The organism is Pseudomonas sp. NBRC 111119, from assembly GCF_001320125.1.
Classification (GTDB): domain Bacteria; phylum Pseudomonadota; class Gammaproteobacteria; order Pseudomonadales; family Pseudomonadaceae; genus Aquipseudomonas; species Aquipseudomonas parafulva.
Genome location: NZ_BCAV01000023.1, coordinates 139,896 through 162,399, shown reverse-complemented (window position 1 = coordinate 162,399; position 22,504 = coordinate 139,896). Strand labels below are relative to the sequence as shown.

Below are 22,504 nucleotides of genomic sequence, written 5' to 3'. Positions count from 1 at the left end.
ATGAAGCCCATGCTGCTTCTGCTGGCCGCGCTGTGCGGCGCGCCGGCCTTCGCCCAGCCACCGGCCGCGGTCAACAACACCGCCGACATCGACAACTCGGGCAGCGGTTACCAAGGCAACATGACGGTCAACCAGGCGGCGGGCGACATGCAGCAGCAGGCCAACGCCCGCGCCTTCGCAGCCGGCCACGGCGCCAGCGCCAGTACCCAGATCCGCCAGCGCCTGAACGTACCGGCTGACCCTGCCATGGATGCCAAGGCCAGTATCGGCGGCACTGCGTTCAGCAATGGCAGTGGCGCCCTGGGCGTCAACCAGAGTGCCGGTGCCGGCACGCAGCAGGCCAACGCCCTGCGTATCAGTATCGGGGCACAACCGCAAAGCATCGACGACAGCGTCCTCATGCAACAGAACGTGGCGCTGCTCAACAACTCCGATTCAGCTGCCATCTCGGCCGGCCATCGCCAGGTCACGACCAGTGACCAGGCGTTCACCGGTGGCCGTGGGGTGGTACAGCTGAACCAGAGTGCCGGGGTGGGAAACCGCATGGCCAACACCTTGAGCATACGGGTCGCGGATTGACCCTTTTCGTTAAGCACGACACTTAACCCTTAAGAGCACGGAGAATCACCATGAAACCTTCGATGGCACTCAAGCCTCTGGTTTTCGCAATTGCGGCGGTCATGGCTGTAGCTGCACAAGCTGATCAGAACGGCCGCACCTACCACAACGGCAGCAGCACCACCTGGCTGCCCATTTCGGCCAAAGCCGATGCACTGGATACCCAGCGCAGCACCGGCAACACCATCACCAACCAGGGCACTGTGAACCAGGCCGAGATGAGCAGCTCGGCCACGGGCGCAAGCGGCAACGTGGGTGTCAACGTGGCGTCCGGTAATGGCAACCAGCAGGGCAACGCGTCGGCGATCGCCAATGCGGCGGCTGATTCCACCCTGGACAACAGCTTCGTGTTCGGCACTGCCGAAGCCAATGCCGATGTCAGCCAGTACAGCAACAACAACCGTGTCGACAACTGGTCTACCCAGTCTTCGGCCGTGATGAGCGGCTCGGGCGAGGGCAGCTCGGGTAACGTGGGCATCAACATTGCCGGCGGCGACCTGAACCAACAGAAAAACAGCATGGCCATCGCCAACACCAACGCTGGCATCGGTAACGCCACGGCCACCGCCAAGGCCGACCAGAATGGCCCAGGCCTGGTGGTCAACAACGGCGCCGACCGCACCTACCGTGTCGACACCCTGACCTTCACCACCTCGGCCACCGGCTCGAGTTCGCGCGAAGGCACCCTGAACTCCACCGACAACCGCAGCGCATCGTCCAACTTCAGCCTGGCCGGCTCGCAAAGCGCGAGCTCCAGCGGTTCGAACGGCTGGAACGCCAGCGGCTCGCACTCCAGCAACGCCAGCGGTTCCAACAGCGGTAGTGCCAGCGGCTCTAACAGTTGGGGCATGAACGGCTCGGCCAGCGGCAGCGCCAGCTCGTCCAGCAGTGCCAACCTGACAGCCACCCTCGCAGCTGCAGCGGATGCCACGCGCACCGTAACCGTCAACAACGGCAACGGCGACCGCACCCGCACCAACAGCGTCGACGGCTCGCTGAATGCCTCGCTGAACGCCTCGATCGACAAGTCGCAGCAAAGCGCTTATGACTCCTCGTTCGAAAAAGCCTTCGATTCGAACTACGAGAAAACCCACCAATCGTCCTATGACAAGTCGCGTGACTCTTCGTACACCAAGTCGCATGACTCGTCGTACGAGAACGCCTCGGCCTCGGCGTATCAGAAGTCTGGCCAAGCAGCCAGTCAGTCCTCGAACGACGTTGCCAAGAGCTACAGCGAAAGCAGCGCTTACGACCTGAGCAATACCGTGTCCTTCCAAGTGCTGACCCCGACCGGCTGGGCCAACCCTGTTACCAACACTGCAACCCTCAGCGGTTCGGTGAACGGCGGCAGCGGCAACCTGGGCGTGAACGTGGCGGCAGGTGTGGGCAACCAGCAGAGCAACTCGCTGGCCATCTCCAACACCTCGTTCTAAGTGGCGTGCCAAAGGCCCTCTTCGGAGGGCCTATCCCCAACACACCAGAAGGCAACCGATCATGCGCACCATCGCCTTGGCGTTCCTGTTGTGCGTGGCCTGCGTGAGTGAAGCCGCGCAGATGCCGCTGTCCGTATTGCCGGGCGGTGCCGTGGTGTTCAAACCGATCCAGAGTGTGCGCGAACGCAAGTTCGTCGACCTGGTGCAACAAAAAACCGATTTCAGCTGCGGTGCTGCCGCGCTGGCCACCATCCTGCGCCAGGCCTACTGGCTGGATGTGGACGAACATCAGATAATCGAGGGCATGCTGGCCCACGCCGACCAGGACCTGGTGCGTACGCAAGGCTTCTCGATGCTCGACATGAAACGCTACGTGGAGAGCCTGGGCATGCGTGCCCGTGGCTATCGGGTAGCACCCGATACCCTGCACGACGTGCGCATCCCGGTGGTGGTGCTGATGGACATCCGTGGCTACAAGCACTTCGTGGTCATGCAGAAGGTCGACAGGGGCTGGGTATACATCGGTGACCCCGTGCTGGGGCACAAACGCTACAGGGTCGATGACTTCATCAAAGGCTGGAACGGCATCATCTTTGCCGTGATCGGCCAAGGGTACGACAAGGGCAACGCGCTGATAGACCCACCGCTGCCGCTCACCGCCAAGGGCCGCCTGGATGGCTTCACGCCAGTCAAAGACGCAGACCTGCTGGACTTTGGTTTCATCAAAAGCGACTTCTTCTAACGCCTCTTCCAATGACAAGGTGCATGATGCGCCGGGGAGCATTCCATGAAGACCCCAATCTGGCTGGCCATGGCCTGTCTTGCCGCCAGCCTGCCCATCCACGCCGAGACGTTCAAGCCCATCGAACTGAAGGACCAGGAGCTGGCGAACCTGCGCGGGCGCTTTGTGATGCCGGGGCGCATCGTCAGTTTCGGCATTGTCATGAGCAGCACCTGGCAGAACGCCCAGGGTGAGGTGATTGGCGCCACCAGCAGCCTGCAGGTGCAGCAATCCACAATCAAACCTCAGTTCTACGTATCGATGATCGATGAAAAAGTCCCCACCAGTGCCCATGCCAGTACCCCGGCAGGCGCTCAAGGTACCGGTACGGTAACCGGTGGCGGCGGGCTGGGGACGACACAAGGGGTCACGCAGGTGGTACGCGCCGCCGGTGACAACAACAGCGCCTACAACAATGTCGATGTGAACGTCACCAAGGCCAACGAGGCGCCCGTCTTTCAGCCCCAGGGCCAGGCGCTGGCCACCGGCCAGACGCTGGTGGGTGAAAATGGCGCCGGTGCGCTCAGCGTATCGTCCAGCGGCGTGGGCGTGCAGTTGAACATCAACGCCAATAATAATCAGGGGAGCACCGTGCAACGGCTGGCCCAGGGCGGGTTGATGCAGAACACCACACTGCTGGGCAATGGCAACTTCGTGAACAACGTGACCTCGTTGAATGTGGTGATGCGCGACAACCTGCCTGCGGCCGCGTCGCTCAATGGCAGCCTGGACCAACTTAAAGGTCTTCGCACTTTCGGATACTGATCTACGCTCAGTCTCATCAAAGCAGTCGGAAGGGACGGCAATTCCATGCAACGATCGTTAACGCTCAAAGCGGTTGTTTGTTTGACTACCTTGGCACCCGCCACCTCGCTGTACGCCGCTGTAGATCCGCAGGTAGAAGCATTGAAACAGGAACTGGTAGAGCTTAAGCGCCGCTACGAGGCCCAGCAGCAGGCGCTGATGGTGCTGGAACAGCGGGTGCGTCAGGTTGAAGAAACCCCTGCCGCCCCACCGCCCAAGCGCCTGGTGAAGTCCCCGGCTGAACGCGTCAAGGGTGGCCAGACCGTGGCCACCGGGGCCCCGGGCACCACCGGCAGCTCCTACGGGCAGGCGTTGGCAGCCGACTCGGAGCCTGCACAGAGCGTGTCCAACCTGTACGACGAGGCCAGTGGCTTCTTCGGCGGTGGCAAGTTCAGCCTGGAAACCGGCCTGACCTACACCCATTACGACACCCGTGCACTGACCCTCAACGGCTTTCTGGCCCTGGACTCGATCTTCCTCGGCAACATCAACCTGGACCGCATCAAGGCCGATAACTGGACCCTGGACCTGACTGCCCGCTACAACCTGGCTCAACGCTGGCAGTTCGACGTCAACGTGCCCGTGATCTACCGCGAGTCCACCTACTCTTCAGGGGGGGCCGGTGGCGCCGGGCCCACCACGTCCGATGCCAGCGTGACCCGTGACCCGGAAATCGGCGACATCAACGTGGGTGTTGCCTACAAGTTCCTCGACGAGTCCGAGAGCTGGCCGGATGCCGTTGCCACCTTGCGGGTCAAGGCCCCTACCGGCAAGGACCCGTATGGCATCAAACTGCGCCAGGTGGCTGGCAACGACAACCTCTCGGTACCTGAAAGCCTGCCGACCGGCAATGGCGTGTGGTCCATCACCCCCGGTATTTCGCTGGTCAAGACGTTCGACCCGGCGGTGCTGTTCGGCAGCCTGTCCTATACCTATAACCTGCAAGACTCGTTCAGTGACATCAGCCCGCAGGTCAACAGCAAAGTGCCGGGCGACGTCAAGCTGGGTGACTCGTGGCAGATCGGTGGCGGTATCGCCTTTGCCCTGAACGAAAAAATGAGCATGTCGTTCTCGGTGTCGGACCAGATCGGCCGCAAGAGCAAGATCAAGCCCGATGGGGGTGACTGGCAAACCGTCTCCAACAGCGACTACAACGCCGCCAACTTCAACATCGGCATGACCTTCGCTGCCAGCAACAACCTTACGATCGTACCCAACCTGTCCATCGGTCTGACCGATGACGCCCCGGACTTCTCGTTCAGCCTGAAATTCCCCTATTACTTCTGATGGTTGCACACACCGGGCCCGCCTGTGCGGGCTCGGTTTTTGTGTGGCAGGCCTTTGCACAAAGGCTTCCGAGCGCCCTTGCCTGTTATCATCCAGCACAGATGCATGACGTTTTAATGGCAAAAGGGAAGTTTTTGTGAAGAGCCTGTCAGACCGCCCACGCACCCGGTTGATCGCCCTGGCGATGCTGGTGCTGGTGATCCCCCTGGTTGCGCGCACCGTGCTTGGCTGGTCGAACCCGCTTGGCTATGTGTCGGACCTTGCCCTGGGCGGGGTTCTGCTGCTGTTGCTGTATCGCCGCCCCTGGTGGCTGGGCTTGCCGGTTTTGCTGGCCTGGGCGGGCCTCTGGGTGGCTTCGGCCGAGCTGGTCAGCGCGGTGGGCAGGCTGCCGACCAGTGCCGACCTCACCTATTTGTTCGACCCGCAATTCATGGAAAACTCCACCGGCGGCAGCCTGGCCCACGCCTGGCTGCCCGGCCTGCTGGGCGCAGGCCTGCTAACCTGGCTGGTCTGCGCATGGCGCAGCCGTGGCCAACCCGGCGCGCCGTTGCCGCGCAGTGCGTGGGCCGGTGTCATGGGCCTGTTCGCCATTCACTGGGGCAGCCAGCAGTTGGCGCCCTCGGATGCCGATCAATGGCGCCAGTACAACCTTGGCCACCAGGTGTTGTCAGCGGGCGTGGGCAACCTGCAGCGTCTTGTCGAGGGGCGCGCGCCCTTCACACCCCTGCCCAGCACCGGGCTGACCCAGGCCGACCTGAACGGCCAGCGCCTGTTGGCCGCCACCGGCAGCGCCCGCAACGTGTTGATCATTACTGTAGAAGGCATCCCAGGGGCCTACCTGCGCCCTAATCGCGAGGCGTTGCACAGCCGCTTCGATGAGGACCTCATGCCCAGGCTTGGCCAGTGGGCGGCTCGGGGCATGAACACACCGGACTACGTGCTGCACACCCACCAGACCATCCGTGGGCTCTACGCCATGCTGTGCGGCGACTACGACAAGCTGGCCAATGGCACCCCCAAAGGCGTAGAGCTGCTGACCCAGGCCGAACGCAACCAGGCGTGCCTGCCTGCCCAACTGCGCCAGGCCGGTTTTACCACCCATTACCTGCAAGGGGCGGGCCTGCGCTTCATGGCCAAGGACCGCATCATGCCGCACATCGGCTTTGAATCCGTGCATGGCGTGGAGTGGTTCGGCAACCGTAACTACCTGGATTTCCCGTGGGGCAAGGATGACCGCGCCTTCTTCGAAGGTGCTCTGGACTACGTGGGCCAGCTGCGCAAACAGGACCAGCCCTGGATGCTGACCCTGCTCACGGTCGGCACTCACCAGCCCTATTCGGCACCGGCGGATTACCTGGCCCGTTACGACACCCCCAAACAGGCGGCCGTCGCCTACCTGGACGACGCCCTGGGCGGCTTCCTGGACGCCCTGGAGCGCCAGGGCGTCCTCAAGGACACCCTGGTGGTGGTCACCTCGGATGAATCCCATGGCATCGACGGTGTGCGCCTTGCCTCGTCCTGGGGCTTCAACCTGACCCTGGCACCCGAGCAGCGTTTGCTGCCAACCCTCAAGTCAGGTACCTACGGCCATGTTGACCTGGCCACCTCCGTACTCGACTATTTCGCGCTGCCCATCCCCCTGGCCCTGAGTGGGCGCTCCTTGTATCGGGATTACGACACCGGCCGCGAGATGATCTCGTTCACCAATGGCATGCTGCGCTATCACAACGGGCAGGGGGTGTTCACCGAGTGTGATTTCCAGCAGCGCTGCCGGCGCTATGCCAGCGACGGTTTCATCGCCGACAAGGCCCGCTATCTGGGCCAGGGCGATAGCTACCTGGGCCAGCAGGTCGGTGCATTGGCGGCGGTACTCGACCAGTCTTTGCTGCAGACCCCACTGAACCTGCGCTACCAGTTCGGTGGGCCCTCCCCCATCCAGCTACGCAAGCGTATTCACGACGACTGGGCCGACAACCTGATTGGCGCACAGTATCTGGAAATGCCACAGGGCTCGCACACACGTGTCAGGGTCAAGGTGCGCTCACTCGACCCCAAGCGTGCAGCATTCATCCAGCTCAAGGCCAAGCAGATGGAGCAGGAAGTGGCCCTGGGCCTGCCCGCCGAGGTGAAGGTGACCGCCAAGAAGCCGCTTGAAATGGAGTTCCGTTTCGACAACCCCGTTGAGCGCAAGGCCTTTTCATTTCACCTGCTCGGCTACGGCGGTGGCCAGGTAGAAGTCAGTGACTTCAGCGTGATCACCGCGCTGCCGGGTGAGGATGACGGCCTGGATGAGTTGACCGAGGACCCTGTCGCCCATTCGGGTTGACGGCATGGCCGGCTAGGTGCGCACACCCAGCATGCCGCGCTCGACGATGAAATCGATTACCGCCTGCAGGCCCTCGCCTTTTTTCAGGTTGCTGAAGGTCCAGGGCCGTTGTGGCCGCATGCGCTGGGTATCACGTTCCATGACCTCAAGCGAGGCGCCCACATAGGGCGCCAGGTCGGTCTTGTTGATGACCAGGAAGTCCGATTTGGTGATACCTGGCCCACCCTTGCGCGGGATCTTCTCGCCTTCGGCCACGTCAATCACGTAGATCGTCAGGTCAGCCAGCTCTGGGCTGAAGGTCGCGCTCAGGTTGTCACCGCCGCTCTCGACGAAAATCACTTCCAGGTTGCCGAACTTGCGCGCCAGGGCCTCTACGGCCGCCAGGTTCATCGAGGCATCTTCGCGGATCGCCGTGTGCGGGCAACCACCGGTTTCGACGCCGACAATACGCTCGGGCTCCAGGGCGCCGGCCTCGGTGAGGATACGCTGGTCTTCCTTGGTGTAGATGTCATTGGTAACCACGGCGATGTGGTAGTGGTCACGCATGGCCTTGCACAGCGCTTCGAGCAATGCAGTCTTGCCAGAGCCGACCGGGCCACCGACACCGACGCGCAGGGGTTGTTGATAGCTTTGCATTTCAGGCAGTCCTCAAGAACGGAACAAACGGGTGTATTGGGTTTCGTGACGCGATGAGGCGATGGCCAACAGCGGCAAGCCGCCGCCGATCTGCTCATCCTCCAGCATCAGCGCGTGGTCGAAGGCTGCAGGTAACTCAACACTCAAGTCGCGTAAGAGCGTTTGGGCCGCCTGCTGGCCAAAAGGCACCAGCTTGACCCCGGCCATGACGGCGCCCTCCAGCCAGGCAAAGCCATGGCCCAGGGCCAGCTGGCGCAGGGGGATGGCCCACTGGGCTGCCAACCAGGCCATGCCACCCAGTTGGGTCATCTCCAGGCTGGTTCGCCAGGCGGGGGCCTGGCCCAACCGCCAGCCGTCGAGCAGCCGTGCCAGCGCAGCCCCGCGCTGCTGCTCTTCCAGGCGCAATTCGGCGGTTTCGCGGTTGGCCAGCAAGAAACGGCTCCAGTGCTCGAACGCCGCAGCATCCTCGGCCAGGCAGGCGTGGTACAGGCGTACCAGCACCGGCCAGTCGAGGCAGGCCAATGTGTCGTCGATCTGCTCGCGCTGCCAGGCAGTGAACCCGGCCAGGTCCTTCACCCAGCCAGCTTCCACCGCCCACTCAAGGCCTTGCGAATAGGTAAAACCACCTACCGGCAGGCCAGGGCTGACCAGCTGCAGCAAGCGCAGTAACGCCAGGTCGCTGCTCATCAACCGGCCAGCACCATGGCGGCGCTGGCCAGCAAGCCGCCGCCGAACACTTTCTGCAGCCCGGTGTGGCGACGCAGCAGGCAGCCGACGGCAAAACCGCCGGCCAACAGCAGGCCACTGACCAGCACAAAGCCTGCGCTGAACTGCCAGAAGGCACTTGGCGTGGCTTCGACGCCGTGAGCCCAACCGTGGAACAACGCGAACATCGGCATGGCCATGGCCAGCAGCACCTGCCGCCCTGGCAGCAGCAGTGCAGCACCGGCGACCACCAGCGAGCCGGCAATCAGGGTTTCCATGCCCAGCACACCACCGAACAGGTGGCCACACACCGCGCCGGCGAACATCGCGGCCAGGGTCGCCAGTGGCAGGGTGAGGTTGCGCCGGGTCAGGGCGGCCAGCACGCCGGTACCCAGGAGCATCAGCAGGTGGTCAAGGCCGGTGAGCGGGTGGAGCAGGCCATCCTGCAAGGGGTTGGTGTCATGTCCAGGGTGGGCGAAAGCGGGTACGGCCAGCATCAGCAGCAACAGTGGCAGGGTCTTTTTCATTATCAGCTCCAGTGCAGTTCAGGAATGGGCAGGCAGGCGCACGAACGGATGATCATGGCCGTGGCTGTGGCCATGGGGCGCACTTTGGTAGGCCCCCGCCTCAGGTTCAAAGGGGGCCTGTTCGGCCTCCACCGTCAGCCCCAGGCCACGCAGCATGTCGTCCAGCACATGGTCATGCTGGAAGCGCAACAGGCCGGGCTCGATTTGCAGCGGCACATGGCGGTTGCCCAGGTGATAGGCAGCCCGGGCCAGCAGGTGCGGGTCGCTGCAGCGCACCGTCGACACCGCCTCCGGCGCCGCCAGCACACGAATGCACTGGGTACCCGCAGCGTCGGCCAGCCACTCCCCCCCACGCAGCAGGTGGCCGCGCTCGAGCATCAGCCCGGCCTCGCGGCCATCGTCCAGGGTCACCCGCAGGCGGCTCTTGATACGGCTGTCGACGTCCAGGGTGACGGTGCCGGTTTCAGCATGGGCGCCGGGGTCTGAAATACGGCGGGTAAGGACAATCATCAGTGCTCCTTCAGAACAGAAAATAACGCTGGGCCAGGGGCAGTTCCGTGGCCGGCTCGCACACCAGCAGTTCGCCATCGGCACGCACCTGATAGGTTTGCGAATCGACTTCGATCACTGGCTGCAGGGTGTTGTGGACCATGTCGGCCTTGCGCACCCGGCGACAACCCCGGGCCACACCGATCAGGCTGCGCAGGTTCAACTCCTGTGCCAGCCCGCGGTCGATGGCGGCCTGGGGCAGAAACGTCATGCGCGTGGCATGCCGGGCTGCGCCCAGCGCCCCGAACATGGGCCGGTAATGCACAGGCTGTGGGGTGGGGATAGAGCCGTTGATATCGCCCATGGGCGCTGTCACGATCATCCCGCCCTTGATCACCAGGGCCGGCTTGACCGCGAAGAACGCCGGCGACCACAGCACCAGGTCGGCCAGCTTGCCGGCTTCCACCGAGCCCACCTCATGGGCGATACCGTGGGTAACCGCGGGGTTGATGGTGTACTTGGCGATGTAGCGCTTGACCCGGAAGTTGTCGCTGTAGGCGGTATCCGGGGCCAGCGGGCCCCGACGCAGCTTCATCTGGTGCGCCACCTGCCAGGTGCGCAGCACCACTTCCCCTACCCGGCCCATGGCCTGGGAGTCGGACGAGGTCATGGCGAAGGCGCCCATGTCGTGGAGAATATCCTCGGCGGCGATGGTTTCACGGCGGATGCGCGATTCGGCGAACGCCACATCCTCGGCGATGCTGGGGTCCAGGTGATGGCAGACCATCAGCATGTCCAGGTGCTCGTCCACCGTGTTGACCGTATAGGGCAGCGTCGGGTTGGTGGAAGACGGTAGTACGTTGGCCTGCCCTGCCGCGCGGATGATATCCGGGGCGTGCCCGCCGCCGGCGCCTTCGGTGTGGAAGGTATGGATGGTGCGGTCACCGATGGCCGCCAGGGTGTCCTCGATGCACCCTGACTCGTTCAGGGTGTCGGTATGGATGGCCACCTGGATGTCCATCTCTTCGGCCACGCCAAGGCAGCAGTCGATGGCCGCTGGCGTCGAGCCCCAGTCTTCATGCAGCTTGAGGCCCACGGCCCCTGCGGCGATCTGTTCACGCAGGGCTTCGGGGCGCGAGGCATTGCCTTTGCCCAGCAGGCCGATATTGATCGGCAGGCTGTCGGCCGCCTGCAGCATGCGCGCCAGGTACCAGGGGCCTGGGGTGCACGTGGTGGCATTGGTGCCGGTAGCAGGGCCTGTGCCGCCACCAATGAACGTAGTGACACCGCTGTTGAGGGCTTCGTCCACCTGCTGCGGGCAAATGAAATGGATGTGCGAGTCCACCCCACCTGCGGTGACGATCTTGCCTTCGGCCGCGATCACCTCGGTGCCCGGGCCAACCGGTACGGTGACGCCAGGTTGCACATCCGGGTTGCCGGCTTTGCCAATGACAGCGATGCGCCCGTGCTTGATGCCGATATCGGCCTTGACGATCCCCCAGTGGTCGATGATCAGCGCGTTGGTGAGCACCAGGTCCATGGCGTCCGCCGCCAGCATCTGCCCCTGGCCCATGCCGTCGCGGATCACTTTGCCGCCGCCGAACTTCACCTCTTCGCCGTACAGCGTGTAGTCCTGTTCTACTTCGACCCACAGTGCCGTGTCGGCCAGGCGCACCCTGTCCCCCACGGTGGGGCCGAACATGTCCGCATAGGCCTGCCGGGAAATACGGCTCATGCCCTGCCCTCCAGCGCGCCCATCACCTTGCCCTGGAACCCGTAGATTTCGCGCTTGCCGGCATAGGCCACCAACTGCACGGTGCGCGCCTGGCCCGGCTCGAAACGCACCGCCGTACCGGCCGGGATGTCCAGGCGAAAGCCGCGAGTGGGCTCACGGTCGAACACCAGGGCCTGGTTGACTTCATAGAAATGGTAATGAGAGCCGACCTGCACCGGCCGGTCACCGTGGTTGGCCACGCTGACACTGACCGTGTCACGCCCGGCGTTGAGTTCGATGTCGCCCTCGGCGACCTGGATTTCACCTGGAATCATGGGGGTACCCTGGGCGTAGTCAAACAATGGGTTCGTGCACGGTCACCAGCTTGGTGCCGTCGGGGAAGGTGGCCTCCACCTGCACGTCGTGGAGCATTTCGGCGATGCCGGGCATCACCTGCTCCCGGGTCAGCACTTCGCGCCCCAGGCTCATCAGTTCTGCGACCGTACGCCCATCGCGTGCGCCCTCCAGCACAGCGGCGCTGATCAACGCCACCGCTTCGGGGTAGTTGAGTTTCAGGCCGCGGGCCAGGCGCCGCTCTGCCAGCAACGCTGCAGTGAACAGCAGCAGCTTGTCTTTCTCTCTTGGTGTCAGCTCCATGGGTGCTCTCTCAGGTAGCCCAGATACGCGGTGGGCAGGCTGGCAGGCCAAGAACGGCCGGGCGCAGCACTCGCCACAGGCATTGCAGGGTGTGTTGCAAGTGTTGGTTGTCGTGGTCGAGCAGGCGGATCACCAGCAGCGACCCGAGCAGGGTTGCACCACCCGGGTTACCCAGGGCCTCGAGCAAGGGCCGTACCTGGTCGAGGGTGTGCTGATCAGCAGGTGCAGCGCACAGGGTCGCCAGCAGCGGATACCCACCCAGCTTTTCAAGGCGGCCCCCCGTAATACGCAACCTCTCGTGCAGGCCAGGCTCGCCGGGCAGTTCGATCCGCAACCGGCTGTCTAGCGCCCCCTGCAAAAACTGCTCGTTCATCACCGGCCGGCCCAGGCACAGGGTTTCCCAAGCCAGCAGCCTTGCGCCTGGCGCCAGGGTGAAACGGCTGTCCAGGCTGGCCCGGGCGCCAGAGAAGAAGATGCTGTCCTGGGGTAGCCATTCCAGCGTGCTGCCAGCGCCCAGGTGAAAGTGCTGGGCAAGGCGCGCGGTGGGGCCAATGCTGCGATAGAACTTGCTGGCGCCGGGCATGGTTAGCAACGCGTGGCTGCCGGCCTCAAGGTGAATGTCCAGCTCCAGCCGGTCCCCAGCGACAATGCCCCCAGGCGGGTGCAGCACGTACACATGACACGGCGCACCCTCCGGGTAAAACGGCCTTTGCACCAAAAGGGGTCCGTAATGGCGGCGCGCACCAAGGCGGGTCACGCCATCACGCACAGTGAAGCGCAGTTGCAGGTAGGCGCTCCACCCAGCTTCATCGGTATGTGTTGCAACATGCTCCGCCAGCGACATCCTGCGGCCCCTGAAATCCGTGGCCTTGATGGCCGTTGCGAGGGCCCGGCTGGCGCATATCGATATGCGCACGGCCTGACCACTCGATCAAATTCTCAGGCTGGATATAGCAGGTTGCGGGCCAACTCCGCAGGTGAACTCAGATTAAACCTGTGGCAGGCCTGCGCCGGTGTCGGGCACGGCGCACTATCCAAGGGCGGCTAGCGGCGCTGTTTCAGTGCCTGGCGCGTTAATAATCGAAACGGTCTACCGCACGACGCCGCTCGTTGTCGTCACGCCGGTCATAAATGGCGGTGGTCTGGATATTGGCATGGTGGGCGAGCTTCTGGGCGATCGACAGGTCATGCTCTTCGATGACGCGGGTGATGAAGGCCCGGCGAAAATCATGGGGCATGATTTTCACCCCCACCTGTGCACCCCGCTGGCGGGCGATGTAGTAAATCGCATGTTTGGTGATGCGCGCGCGGGTGATGTGGTTGCCACGGCGGATGCGGTTGAACAGAAACGGGTCGTCTTCTGCGCCGGCAGGCAACGCCTCGCGGCGAAGGCTCAACCAGGCCTGCAGCTTTTCGAAGGCCCAAGGCGGTGCGTACTTGATCAGCTGGTGGTTGCCCTTGCCCACCACTTGCAGGCTGCGCTCCTGGAAATCCACCTGGTCCAGGTTGATGTCCACCGATTCGGACTTGCGCATGCCGGTGCCATACAGCAGGGCAATGATTGCCGCATCCCGCACCCCTTGCGGGCGGGGGTCGGCGGCGCAGGCATCCATCAGCTCGCGAATGAGGCTGCGCCGCAGGTTGCGCCCAGGCGGCAACCGGGTGCCTGTGGCAGGCTTCACCTCGCGCATGCGCTGCAAGTGTTCATGCTCGATCAGCCCCTGGCGCCAGGCTTCGTTCATCACCCCACGAATGGCATTCACATACAGCGATGAGCTGTTGGGGGCATAGCCGTCTTCGCGCAGGGCCGACACCAGCCCAATCACGTGGCCAGGCTCCAGCTGGTGCCAGGGGACGTCGGCAAGGTTGCAGTCGACGAAGCCAAGCCGGTCGGCTGTGTCCTGAAGAACGTAGCGCATGGTCTGCTGGCTGGACGGCGCCAGCCGGGCCATGTACTGCAGCAACGGGTTGTTCGGAAGATCGGGCAAAACGTGGATCCTGTGGCAGCGGCAAGTGGCCAGGGCCATCTTAAAATGAAACGAGTCAAAGCGACATGATGCGAGTCAGTCGGACTCGCGGCTGGTAGGGTCATTACGACCTTAAGCAGTGCCATCACCTTGATATTCAAGGGCTGCAGCATTGGCACAGATCCTGATGTTACCTGAATCACCCTGGTAGATCTAAGGCATCACCATGCTCGTACCCTTGATGGAGTCCCGCCGTTGCCGACCGCTGTGGAACCTCGCGTTCCGCCCGTTCTTCCTGGCCGGCACTGTGTTTGCGCTGATCGCTGTGATGGTATGGGCAGGCACATTGGCCGGCGTGTCCGCACCCGTGCCTACCGGAGGCATGCTGGCCTGGCACCGTCACGAAATGCTGTACGGCTTTACCGCAGCCATCGTCGGCGGCTTTCTGCTAACGGCAGTGCAGAACTGGAGCGGATTACCCAGCCTGCATGGGAGAAGCCTTCAGGCACTGTTCTTGATATGGCTGCTGGGGCGCGCGGCCTGGTTTCTGGCGCTGCCTGTTGAGTGGTTTGTGGTGATCGAGAGTGCTTTTCTGCCTTTGGTGACGTTGGCGCTGGCCAGGCCAATCGTGCAGCGGCGGTTGCGCAACAACTACCCGATTGTCGTGCTGGTGTTGGTTTTTACGGGCTGCCAATGGCTCACCCTCGCAGGCGTCCTGCGCCAGGACGAGCCGTTGCAGCGGCAAGGCGTGTTGGCCGGTTTGTGGCTGGTGGCTGCAATGATGACCGTGTTGGGTGGCCGGGTGATTCCGTTCTTCACCCAACGCGGGCTGGGCATCATGACGGCAAGCACACCCCGCCCCTGGCTGGACCGCAGCTGCCTGATGCTCAGTGTCACGGCGGCCCTGGCCATGGCAGCAGGCTTCGGCCAGGCGCCCCAGTGGGGCCTGGCCGTGCTGTTTGGTTGCCTGTTCGCCTTGCACGCTGCCCGCCTGCTGCTGTGGCATGACCGCAGGCTTTGGGGCATACCGCTGCTGTGGTCGCTGCACCTGGCCTATGCCTGGCTTGCCGTGGCCACCCTGGGCATGGCGTTATGGCACGCTGGAGTGAACGTCAGCCCTAGCCTTGTAACCCACGCATTGACCGTGGGCGCGATGAGCGGCCTGATGCTGGCAATGATGGCGCGGGTGAGCCTGGGGCACACAGGCCGCCCGTTGAGCGTGCCGGCCAGCGTGGCCGTTGGGTTCGCACTGCTGCACCTGGCGGCGCTGGCGCGGGTGATATTACCCCTTCTCACCCCTCTGGCGTTCAGCCTGTCTGCCTTGTGCTGGTGCATGGCACTGCTGTTGTTCGTGAGGCACTACCTGCCGATACTGCTGCAACCCCGGGCGGATGGCCTGCCGGGTTAGCGGGTTGCAGGCGGCCACCAACCGGGGAACATCTGCTGGACCCGGGGCTCGGTGAAGCGCTCGTCAATCAGTACCAGCACGCCTTGGTCCTGATCCCCGCGTATCACCCTGCCCGCCGCCTGGATAACCTTGCGCACCCCCGGGTACAGGTACGCATAATCGAACCCTGCACCAAACTGCTGGCCCAAGCGCTGTTTGAACTGCTCATTGACCGGGTTGACCTGTGGCAGGCCCAATGTGGCGATGAACGCCCCGATCAACCGCGTACCTGGCAGGTCCACACCTTCACCGAACGCCCCACCCAGCACCGCAAACCCCACACCCCGGCCATCGGCAACGAAGCGGTCGAGAAAACCCTGACGGGCAGCCTCGTCCATGCCAGGCGCCTGGGCCCACACGGGCAGTTGCGGGTGCTGCTGGGTCAACAACCCGACCACTTGTTGCAGGTATTCGAAGCTGCTGAAAAACGCCAGGTAGTTCCCCGGCTGGGCCTGGTACTGCTGTGCAATCAACTCGACGATGGGGGCCAGCGAAGCGTGACGCTGCTGATAGCGGGTGGATACCTGGCTGGCGATGCGTACCTGCAACTGCTCGGCACGAAACGGCGCCGCCACCTCCAGCCAAGCGGTGTCGGCAGGCATGCCCAGCAGGTCACGGTAGAAGCGTTGCGGGCTCAGGGTGGCGGAGAACAGCGTCACGCTGCGTGCCGCGCGCATGCGTGGGCCCAGCAGCCGTGCAGGGTTGACGTTGCGCAGGCACAGGGTTGCCAGCCGCCGCTTGCGCGGGCCCTGGCGCACGGTGATGTCGAACAGAAAGTGTTCATCGAACAGTTCTGCCACGCGGGTGAATTGCAGGGCCTGAAAAAAGAACTGCAGCAACGCCGGGTCAATGTGCACAGGTGCCTGGTTCATCTGTTCCTGAATCAACGCCACGCACTGCTGCAGCGCACGTAGCAGCCCCTCTGGCAGGTGCTCGCTGGCTTCATAGGGCGCACGCTGTGCCTTGTACAGCGCATTCCACTGCCGGTTCACGCGGTCCAGTGCACTGCCAAGGCCTGGCGGCTTGGCCTGGCGCAACGCGAGCAGCTGGCCTTGGTCCAGGCTGGCGCTGTACATGCTGCGGCCGCGTTCCACCAGGTTATGCGCCTCATCCACCAGCACGGCTACCCGCCACTGGTTGGTCTGGCTCAACCCGAATAACAGTGCATGCGCGTCGAAGTAGTAGTTGTAATCGGCAATCAGCACATCGACCCAGCGTGCCATCTCTTGCCCCAGGTAATAGGGGCACACCTGGTGGGCCAGGGCCACTTCCCGCAGCCGGGCACGATCAAGCAGGGGCAGGCCGGCCGCCGCTTGCCGTGCGGCAGGCAGCCGGTCGTAGAACCCCGCAGCCAGGGGGCAGGACTCACCATGGCAAGCCTTGTCGAGGTGTTCACACGCCTTGTCACGGGCGATCAGTTCAAGTGTGCGCAGGGCGGGCTGAGGGGCGCTGGCGGTGATCTGGCCGATAGCGTCCAGCGCCAGCGCCCGCCCTGGGCTTTTGGCGGTCAGGAAAAACACCTTGTCCAACTGTTGCGGCACCATTGCCTTCAGCAGCGGGAACAGCGTGCCCAGGGTCTTGCCAATCCCTGTACTCGCCTGCGCCATCAGGCAGCGCCCGGTGCTCACGGCTTTGTACAGGGTTTCGGACAACTGCCGCTGGCCCTGGCGGAACTGCGGGTAGGGAAAGGTCAGCGCCTGCAGCCCGTGGTCACGCTCGGCCAGGCGCTGTTGCTGGTAATGTGCCCACGCCAGAAACCGCTGGCACTGGGCCTCGAAAAACACCAGCAGATCGCCCGCTGTGTAGTGCTCGCTGATCAGTGTCTGGCCATCGTTGTCCACGTCCAAGTACACCAGCGCCACCTCGATCGCCGGCAACTGCCGGGCTTGGCACATCAGCCACGCATAGACCTTGGCCTGGGCCCAGTGCAGTTGGCGATGGTTGGCGGGCTGGCGCGCCAGGTCACCGCGGTGGGTCTTGATTTCTTCGAGGCGATTGCAGGCAGGGTCATAGCCGTCGGCGCGGCCGCGCACTCGCACGGCCTGGTATTCACCTTCCAGGGGGATTTCCGATTCGTAACCAGCCGCCCGGCGTGCGACCACCCGACGATGGCCTTCGATGCCTTCCTGTGCGGTGGGCGATGGCGTGAAGCGCAGGTCCAGGTCGCCCACCTTGGCACTGAACTCGCACAAGGCACGCACCGCCACGCTGTAGCTCACGCCGCATCGCTCCAGCGCACGTGACACACCGCCACCGGTAGACCGTGGGCGCGGCAGAACTCCAGCCAGCGCAGCTGGTTGTCTTGCAGGCGGTCACCCGGCCCTTTCACCTCGACCATGCGGTAGCGGCCCTGCTCTGGCCAGAACTGGATAAGGTCCGGCATGCCGGTACGGTTGTTGCGTATGTCCTGCAACAAGCGCAAAAAGCATTGCTTGAGGTGCTCGCCGGGCAGGCACGCCAAGGCTTGCTGCAGCAGCGCCTCGCTGAGCATGCCCCAAAACACGAACGGTGACTGCAACCCCCGCTTGGCCGCATAGCAATCGAGAATCGCCTGCTGGTGGCTGCCGTCTTCGAGGCGGCCGAGGCAGCGGGCGAAATCCGCACTGCGACGGTGCTGGAAGTCACTGTCATGCAGGTCCTGGGGCGCCGCCTGGAACGGGTGAAAGAACGCGCCCGGCACCGGCGCAAAAATGGCCTCCCAGCACAGCAGGCCGAACAGGCTGTTGAACAGCGTGTTCTCTACGTAATGCACCTGCCCGCCCGCCTGCGCCAAGTGCTGGCGTACGGCCTCTTCAACACCCAGTGCTGCATGGGCCCGGGGCAGTTCCAGCTCAATCAGCTCCAGCGGCGCCGCCCGCTGGCGGCGCTGCGGTGGGCCGCCAAGCTTGCGCGCCAGCCGCGGCAGCATGCGCTCCAGCGCCTGCACTTCCAGGGCGTTGGCCGGCGCCGCTGCCAGTTGCAGCGCCAACGCGTGCGCCTGGGCCCAACACTGGGTGCGTTCCAGCACGCGCACCTGGCGGATGCGTGCCTGGGCATGGCTGCACTGGGTGTACACCGCCATGGCCTGGTCCCACTCACCCTGCCGTTCACACTGCTGGCCAAGCGCAAACAATAGCCGCGCCTGCCGCCGTGCCAACCATGGGTTTTCACTGCGCAGCCCCTGCAGCGTGGCCAGTATCGACGGGGTGTCGTCGCCCTGGTCCAGCCGCTCGGCGCACCGATGCAGTGCCATGGCCAAGTCCAGATCAGTGCGCTGCTGCAGGGCACGAGAGTCGGCACTGAACGGCACGTGTTCGTAGCGCATCACCCCGAGGTCGGCCAGCACGAAGTCGGACCAGTCCTGGTAGAGGTTGCCGAAAAACAGCAGGCGTATCCGGTCGCACACCGGCTGCAGGCACCACTCATAAATGCGAACGCCGGTGGCAGGGAACCATTCGGCCAATGACCGCGGGGCCAAGGCCATTTGTTGCAGGTGGCTCAGCCATTCATGCTTGGCCGCCCGCGGCCGGCTCAACCGGTCAGCGAAGCAGTTGGCCAGTTCGTCCTTGCGCAACAGGGCGAACAACTGCTCAAGTTCGAGCTGTTCGGGTTCGCGTACCCAGCCTAGCGCCTGCAGCGGTTGCAGGGCCTGGCAGGTATCGCCTATTTCGTCATACTCAAGGCGATCAGCTCGAAACAGCTCGCCCTTGCGCATCACCATGCGCACCAGCAGCGCCTGGGCAGGCGCCTCAAGCTGAGTGAAGGCAGCGATGAAAGCCTTCTCCTGCTCATCGAGGAGGTCTTCGTAGCGCTGCCCCACCCACGCCAGCACCTGGCGGAAGTTGTGCAGGTAGTAGAAGGGGTCGTCGACGGAATGGGCAATCACGGAAATCAGGGCAGGCGGCGGCTCTCAGGGACACTGTTTATACATACAGACCTGCCAGCCTGGCAAGTGCCGCGGGTCGGGCCATACACGCTAGCGACTGTCTGCGGCCCTCGCCAAACGCTCTACAGCCGCCTGTAGTTCCACCGGGTCGTCGCCCAGCCACCCCAGCGCCAGATAATGCCGATAGCGGCCTTGCAGGCTGAACTCCGCCCCAGGCATTGCATACAGCTCAGACCCTGCCACGGCAGCCATCACGCGGCCCCACTGCGGTGCCCGGCGCAGGCGTACCCAGAGCAGCAGGCCACCCTGGGGTGGGTGCACAGCGGCACTTGGGCCGAACTGCAGTTCCAGCATACGCGAGAGGGTTTGCGCACGCCGCAGCAGGCCCGTGCGCACCTGAAGCCACTGGGCGTCGACCTCACCTTTGCCGAGCATGCAGGCGAGTGCCAGCAGCCGCAGCGGCGCCAGCCGGTAGGCACGCTCGATGAAGGTCTGTTCCAGTACCTCGGCAGGGCCCAGCACATATGCGTAGGGCACCTCGGGCCCCAACGCGGTTTCGAATCCGCCCAACACCAGCAACCAGCGCGGCTCTACCCAATCGCGCAACCGGGTCATCGGCGGCCCGGCGTGGCACAGGTCGCTGTCCAGATCGTTTTCCAACACCCATAACGGGTGCTTTGACAGCAGGTGACCGATCTGTTGCTGGCAGGCGGTAGCTACCAACCGGCCCTGGGGCATGCCCAGGCAGGAAGGCATGACCACCATGCCCACAGGTTCGCTGTCGAGCAGGCCGGCCAGTGCGCGCAGGTTCGGGCTGCCACGGCCATCCACGGGCACTTCGAGTACGCGTAAACCGGCGTTGGTCAGGGCCCGCAATACCTGCCTGCAACACGGGGACTGCACCAGTACCGTGGCACCCTCCAGGGCCAGCGCCTTGAGCAATGTATCCAGCAGTGCCGTCACGTCCGGCGCCAACTGCACGTCACCCGCGCGCCAGTAGCGGCTGCACGAGCGTGTGTAGCGCTCGGCCAGCACCAGGCGAAGGCGGGCACTGGCAGGGTCGGCCCATGGGCCCGAGGTGCTCGCTTTCTGCCGGGCCAGCCGCCGCTCATGGTTCAACAAGCTGCCCTGCAACACCGGCCGAAGCGGCAAGGGTGGATGGCCAGGCATGGTCGCTGGCAATTGGCTGGGGCCACTGTGCACGAAGTAGCCCGACCGTGGCAGGCACTGCACGCGGCCCTCTTCTTCGAGCAGGTTGTAGGCATGCTGCACGGTTGCCAGCGATACCTGCAGCCTGCTCGACAGAGTACGTAACGAGGGCAACCGACAGGTGCCCGCGGCCAGGGCCTGGCCGATCAATGCTTCCAGGTACCTGCGCACCTTGCGGTAGGCGAACTCCCGGGGCATGTCGCCGTGCATCAAGTGATCTCCGCCGGGCTGCGCGGTCGGTTTGGCAGGCGCCGGGGCAACAACCTCAGGTGGATGTCACGGCGGGCCAGGTTACTGAGTACACGCCAGGCTGAAAGCGGCAGCCGCCCTTCGTATATCCACTTCAGTTGCCCCAGTTGCAAGCCGCTGATGTTCACCAGCCAGGCCTTCACCGCCTCTGGGCAGGGTTTGCCCTGCAGGGCCCTGTGCAGGTAGGGCAGCGCCACCAGCATGTCGGTATGGCGACACTGCAAAAAACGCTCGAGGTTCTTGCCTTGCCTGGCAAAGGGGTTGAAGCACAGGCACGTCAGTTGGCCATGGTCGATACCATAGGCCTTGCCCACCTGCAGGCTTTGCGAGTCTCGCCGTTTGCCCTCCGCTGCCGGGCACGCCAGGCGCAACGCCGGGCGACCGGGCTGCGGTTCCTGGCTGCGGGCGCGCAGTTCGTGCAACTGTGCCAACGCCACAGGGTCGACAAATGCCCCGAAGGGCCAGGCATCCCTGGCCGTTTCGTCGATGGAGCCGAGCATCACGTCAAGCTTCTGGCCCTCCAGTAACTGCTCCAGAAAATCATCCATGGGCATTACCCGCACCGATGCTGCTTCGGTGGTGGCTTGGGGTTCAGGTACCGCGTGGGCCGCCGTCGGTGCCTGCGCGGCGTTACCCAGGCGGATGAGCGCCTGGGTCAGTGCCCCGAGGCAATGGTGCGTTTCATGAACCCCTCGCTCCCCCGCCAGCAGCAGGCTACGCCGCGCCCAGGCCAGAAACCGCCGCCGCTGGCGTGCAGCAATCGCGGTGACCAGTACATCCGCACTGGCCTGTGACTGCAGGGCAGCACCCACTGCCATCGCCACCTCCAGGTGAAGGCGGCTACCCAGCAAGGCCTCTGGCCTGGCGTCGATCAAATGCCCAAACACCAGCATCGCATCCTTGGCAACCGTCGAGACCGGTGGCTGTGAAACGCCGACGCTGCTGAACGGCACCACCCCTCGCCCCTCCATCATCTGCAGCTGTACCCGTGGGTCATCCTGCAAGAACAGCGCACTGAAGTTTCGCTCATGACAAGACCTCAACGGTTCGGCCGCCGCCGGCAAGCTGACCACCAGCACCCGCAACTGGAACGTCAGCGGCCCGCGCAGGGCGATGCTCAATTGCGCAGCGCGGAGCATGGCCAGCAACCGGATACTGCGCCGGTCACTGCCGTGCAGTACCAACAAACGAAAGGTGCCGATATATTCGGCGCCCCCCGCAGCCACCAACAACCGCTGTATCAACAACTGCAAGGCCGCGCGCTGGGCTTGCGACATATGGTTCAACAAACGTTCCAGCACTTGCTGGTAGATATAGTGCATCGCCTGGTCGTGAATAGCAGTCACGGTATCACCTCATCAACTTCATGCGGCCAGCCCTGCCGAACACACTTTTATTGTTCCGGCACGCTGCGGGGTCCCCCCGGCGAGGGGTACGGCAAATCGGTCAGGGCACACGCCCCATCACTGTCGCCATACCATCGAGAACACCGCAATACGGCGCCGCTTCACTGCTGCACACCCCCCTGGACCAGGCTTGGCCATGTTCATCACTCGCTCCTTGCGCAAACTATCATTAGGCCATTATCGAGGTACGGAAAACGAATTGAAGATACAGATAGGGGTAAAAAAAGCAGTCAGCAAAGATGAATAGACAGCTTGATGAGTCGACCGAGATAGTTCAAGCGAGGATAGTTGGCGAGATATTACTAACAGCTGGTTAGTCAATCTATGGAATGTAGTCCAGCACTGCTCTAGTTGTAGGAATGTTCTTTTTTTATAATAAATGAT

The 22,504-nt window shown here is 63.7% G+C and carries 20 protein-coding genes; 7 read left to right on the top strand and 13 right to left on the bottom strand.

What is annotated here, in order from left to right; translation table 11 throughout:
* The 6 genes from APH25_RS10900 to APH25_RS10875 all read left to right on the top strand — a co-directional run bounded on the left by APH25_RS10900 (position 1) and on the right by APH25_RS10875 (position 7,249).
* On the top strand, positions 1 to 579 hold the full coding sequence (locus tag APH25_RS10900) for a hypothetical protein (protein WP_060481920.1): 579 nt from the start codon (positions 1 to 3) through the stop codon (positions 577 to 579).
* A gap of 50 nt (positions 580 to 629) precedes the next feature.
* A complete protein-coding gene (locus APH25_RS10895; RefSeq protein WP_028634227.1) occupies positions 630 to 2,051 on the top strand; it encodes a hypothetical protein in 1,422 nt (473 codons plus the stop codon).
* Positions 2,052 to 2,112: 61 nt separating this feature from the next.
* Complete coding sequence (locus APH25_RS10890) at positions 2,113 to 2,793, top strand: C39 family peptidase (RefSeq protein WP_060481919.1); 681 nt, start codon at positions 2,113 to 2,115, stop codon at positions 2,791 to 2,793.
* 45 nt (positions 2,794 to 2,838) lie between these two features.
* A complete protein-coding gene (locus APH25_RS10885) occupies positions 2,839 to 3,597 on the top strand; it encodes a hypothetical protein (RefSeq protein ID WP_060481918.1) in 759 nt (252 codons plus the stop codon).
* Positions 3,598 to 3,642: 45 nt separating this feature from the next.
* Positions 3,643 to 4,923 carry a transporter gene (locus APH25_RS10880; protein ID WP_028634230.1) on the top strand — a complete coding sequence of 427 codons (1,281 nt, stop codon included), beginning with the start codon at positions 3,643 to 3,645 and terminating at the stop codon, positions 4,921 to 4,923.
* Between the two features lie 136 nt (positions 4,924 to 5,059).
* Entirely contained in the window at positions 5,060 to 7,249 is a 2,190-nt protein-coding gene (locus APH25_RS10875) for an LTA synthase family protein (protein WP_060481917.1), read from the top strand.
* Between the two features lie 12 nt (positions 7,250 to 7,261).
* On the opposite strand, the gene ureG is transcribed toward APH25_RS10875, so the two are convergent.
* The 9 genes from ureG to xerC form a co-directional block, all read right to left on the bottom strand.
* Complete coding sequence (gene ureG, locus APH25_RS10870; protein WP_060481916.1) at positions 7,262 to 7,885, bottom strand: urease accessory protein UreG; 624 nt, start codon at positions 7,883 to 7,885, stop codon at positions 7,262 to 7,264.
* Positions 7,886 to 7,897: 12 nt separating this feature from the next.
* The gene (locus APH25_RS10865) at positions 7,898 to 8,572 is read right to left on the bottom strand and encodes an urease accessory protein UreF (RefSeq protein WP_028634233.1); all 675 of its coding nucleotides are present in this window, start codon (positions 8,570 to 8,572) and stop codon (positions 7,898 to 7,900) included.
* Positions 8,572 to 9,117 carry a HupE/UreJ family protein gene (locus APH25_RS10860; protein ID WP_060481915.1) on the bottom strand — a complete coding sequence of 182 codons (546 nt, stop codon included), beginning with the start codon at positions 9,115 to 9,117 and terminating at the stop codon, positions 8,572 to 8,574. The genes APH25_RS10865 and APH25_RS10860 overlap by 1 nt, the downstream gene beginning before the upstream one ends.
* 18 nt (positions 9,118 to 9,135) lie before the next feature.
* Entirely contained in the window at positions 9,136 to 9,627 is a 492-nt protein-coding gene (gene ureE / locus APH25_RS10855) for an urease accessory protein UreE (RefSeq protein WP_028634235.1), read from the bottom strand.
* A gap of 10 nt (positions 9,628 to 9,637) precedes the next feature.
* Complete coding sequence (gene ureC, locus APH25_RS10850; RefSeq protein WP_060481914.1) at positions 9,638 to 11,341, bottom strand: urease subunit alpha; 1,704 nt, start codon at positions 11,339 to 11,341, stop codon at positions 9,638 to 9,640.
* Entirely contained in the window at positions 11,338 to 11,655 is a 318-nt protein-coding gene (locus tag APH25_RS10845; RefSeq protein WP_028634237.1) for an urease subunit beta, read from the bottom strand. Before APH25_RS10845 ends, ureC begins: the two co-directional genes overlap by 4 nt.
* A gap of 19 nt (positions 11,656 to 11,674) precedes the next feature.
* Positions 11,675 to 11,977 (bottom strand): urease subunit gamma, encoded by a 303-nt coding sequence (locus tag APH25_RS10840; RefSeq protein WP_028634238.1) that lies wholly within the window; start codon positions 11,975 to 11,977, stop codon positions 11,675 to 11,677.
* A 10-nt stretch (positions 11,978 to 11,987) separates the two neighbouring features.
* Positions 11,988 to 12,821 (bottom strand): urease accessory protein UreD, encoded by an 834-nt coding sequence (locus APH25_RS10835; protein ID WP_060481913.1) that lies wholly within the window; start codon positions 12,819 to 12,821, stop codon positions 11,988 to 11,990.
* Positions 12,822 to 13,050: 229 nt separating this feature from the next.
* Positions 13,051 to 13,965, bottom strand: a complete 915-nt coding sequence (gene xerC, locus APH25_RS10830; RefSeq protein ID WP_082428266.1) for a tyrosine recombinase XerC — start codon at positions 13,963 to 13,965, stop codon at positions 13,051 to 13,053.
* Positions 13,966 to 14,170: 205 nt separating this feature from the next.
* Between xerC and APH25_RS10825 the strand changes: the two genes are divergently transcribed.
* The gene (locus tag APH25_RS10825; RefSeq protein ID WP_060481911.1) at positions 14,171 to 15,352 is read left to right on the top strand and encodes an NnrS family protein; all 1,182 of its coding nucleotides are present in this window, start codon (positions 14,171 to 14,173) and stop codon (positions 15,350 to 15,352) included.
* Here the strand turns inward: APH25_RS10825 and APH25_RS10820 are convergent.
* The 4 genes from APH25_RS10820 to APH25_RS10805 form a co-directional block, all read right to left on the bottom strand.
* Positions 15,349 to 17,610, bottom strand: coding sequence for an ATP-dependent DNA helicase (locus APH25_RS10820; protein WP_060481910.1), 2,262 nt, complete (start codon positions 17,608 to 17,610; stop codon positions 15,349 to 15,351). The genes APH25_RS10825 and APH25_RS10820 overlap by 4 nt on opposite strands.
* The gene (locus APH25_RS10815; protein ID WP_060481909.1) at positions 17,607 to 19,256 is read right to left on the bottom strand and encodes a VRR-NUC domain-containing protein; all 1,650 of its coding nucleotides are present in this window, start codon (positions 19,254 to 19,256) and stop codon (positions 17,607 to 17,609) included. The genes APH25_RS10820 and APH25_RS10815 overlap by 4 nt, the downstream gene beginning before the upstream one ends.
* Positions 19,257 to 19,346: 90 nt before the next feature.
* Positions 19,347 to 20,675 carry an aminotransferase class I/II-fold pyridoxal phosphate-dependent enzyme gene (locus APH25_RS10810; RefSeq protein WP_060481908.1) on the bottom strand — a complete coding sequence of 443 codons (1,329 nt, stop codon included), beginning with the start codon at positions 20,673 to 20,675 and terminating at the stop codon, positions 19,347 to 19,349.
* Positions 20,675 to 22,060, bottom strand: a complete 1,386-nt coding sequence (locus tag APH25_RS10805; RefSeq protein ID WP_060481907.1) for a hypothetical protein — start codon at positions 22,058 to 22,060, stop codon at positions 20,675 to 20,677. The genes APH25_RS10810 and APH25_RS10805 overlap by 1 nt, the downstream gene beginning before the upstream one ends.
* Between the last annotated feature and the right edge of the window lie 444 nt (positions 22,061 to 22,504).

Coding starts and splice junctions, on each gene's coding strand:
- APH25_RS10900 (WP_060481920.1), top strand. CDS start 1: ATGAAGCCCATGCTGCTTCTGCTGGCCGCGCTGTGCGGCGCGCCGGCC.
- APH25_RS10895 (WP_028634227.1), top strand. CDS start 630: ATGAAACCTTCGATGGCACTCAAGCCTCTGGTTTTCGCAATTGCGGCG.
- APH25_RS10890 (WP_060481919.1), top strand. CDS start 2,113: ATGCGCACCATCGCCTTGGCGTTCCTGTTGTGCGTGGCCTGCGTGAGT.
- APH25_RS10885 (WP_060481918.1), top strand. CDS start 2,839: ATGAAGACCCCAATCTGGCTGGCCATGGCCTGTCTTGCCGCCAGCCTG.
- APH25_RS10880 (WP_028634230.1), top strand. CDS start 3,643: ATGCAACGATCGTTAACGCTCAAAGCGGTTGTTTGTTTGACTACCTTG.
- ureG (WP_060481916.1), bottom strand. CDS start 7,885: ATGCAAAGCTATCAACAACCCCTGCGCGTCGGTGTCGGTGGCCCGGTC.
- APH25_RS10865 (WP_028634233.1), bottom strand. CDS start 8,572: ATGAGCAGCGACCTGGCGTTACTGCGCTTGCTGCAGCTGGTCAGCCCT.
- APH25_RS10860 (WP_060481915.1), bottom strand. CDS start 9,117: ATGAAAAAGACCCTGCCACTGTTGCTGCTGATGCTGGCCGTACCCGCT.
- ureE (WP_028634235.1), bottom strand. CDS start 9,627: ATGATTGTCCTTACCCGCCGTATTTCAGACCCCGGCGCCCATGCTGAA.
- ureC (WP_060481914.1), bottom strand. CDS start 11,341: ATGAGCCGTATTTCCCGGCAGGCCTATGCGGACATGTTCGGCCCCACC.
- APH25_RS10845 (WP_028634237.1), bottom strand. CDS start 11,655: ATGATTCCAGGTGAAATCCAGGTCGCCGAGGGCGACATCGAACTCAAC.
- APH25_RS10840 (WP_028634238.1), bottom strand. CDS start 11,977: ATGGAGCTGACACCAAGAGAGAAAGACAAGCTGCTGCTGTTCACTGCA.
- APH25_RS10835 (WP_060481913.1), bottom strand. CDS start 12,821: ATGTCGCTGGCGGAGCATGTTGCAACACATACCGATGAAGCTGGGTGG.
- APH25_RS10825 (WP_060481911.1), top strand. CDS start 14,171: ATGCTCGTACCCTTGATGGAGTCCCGCCGTTGCCGACCGCTGTGGAAC.
- APH25_RS10810 (WP_060481908.1), bottom strand. CDS start 20,675: ATGCACGGCGACATGCCCCGGGAGTTCGCCTACCGCAAGGTGCGCAGG.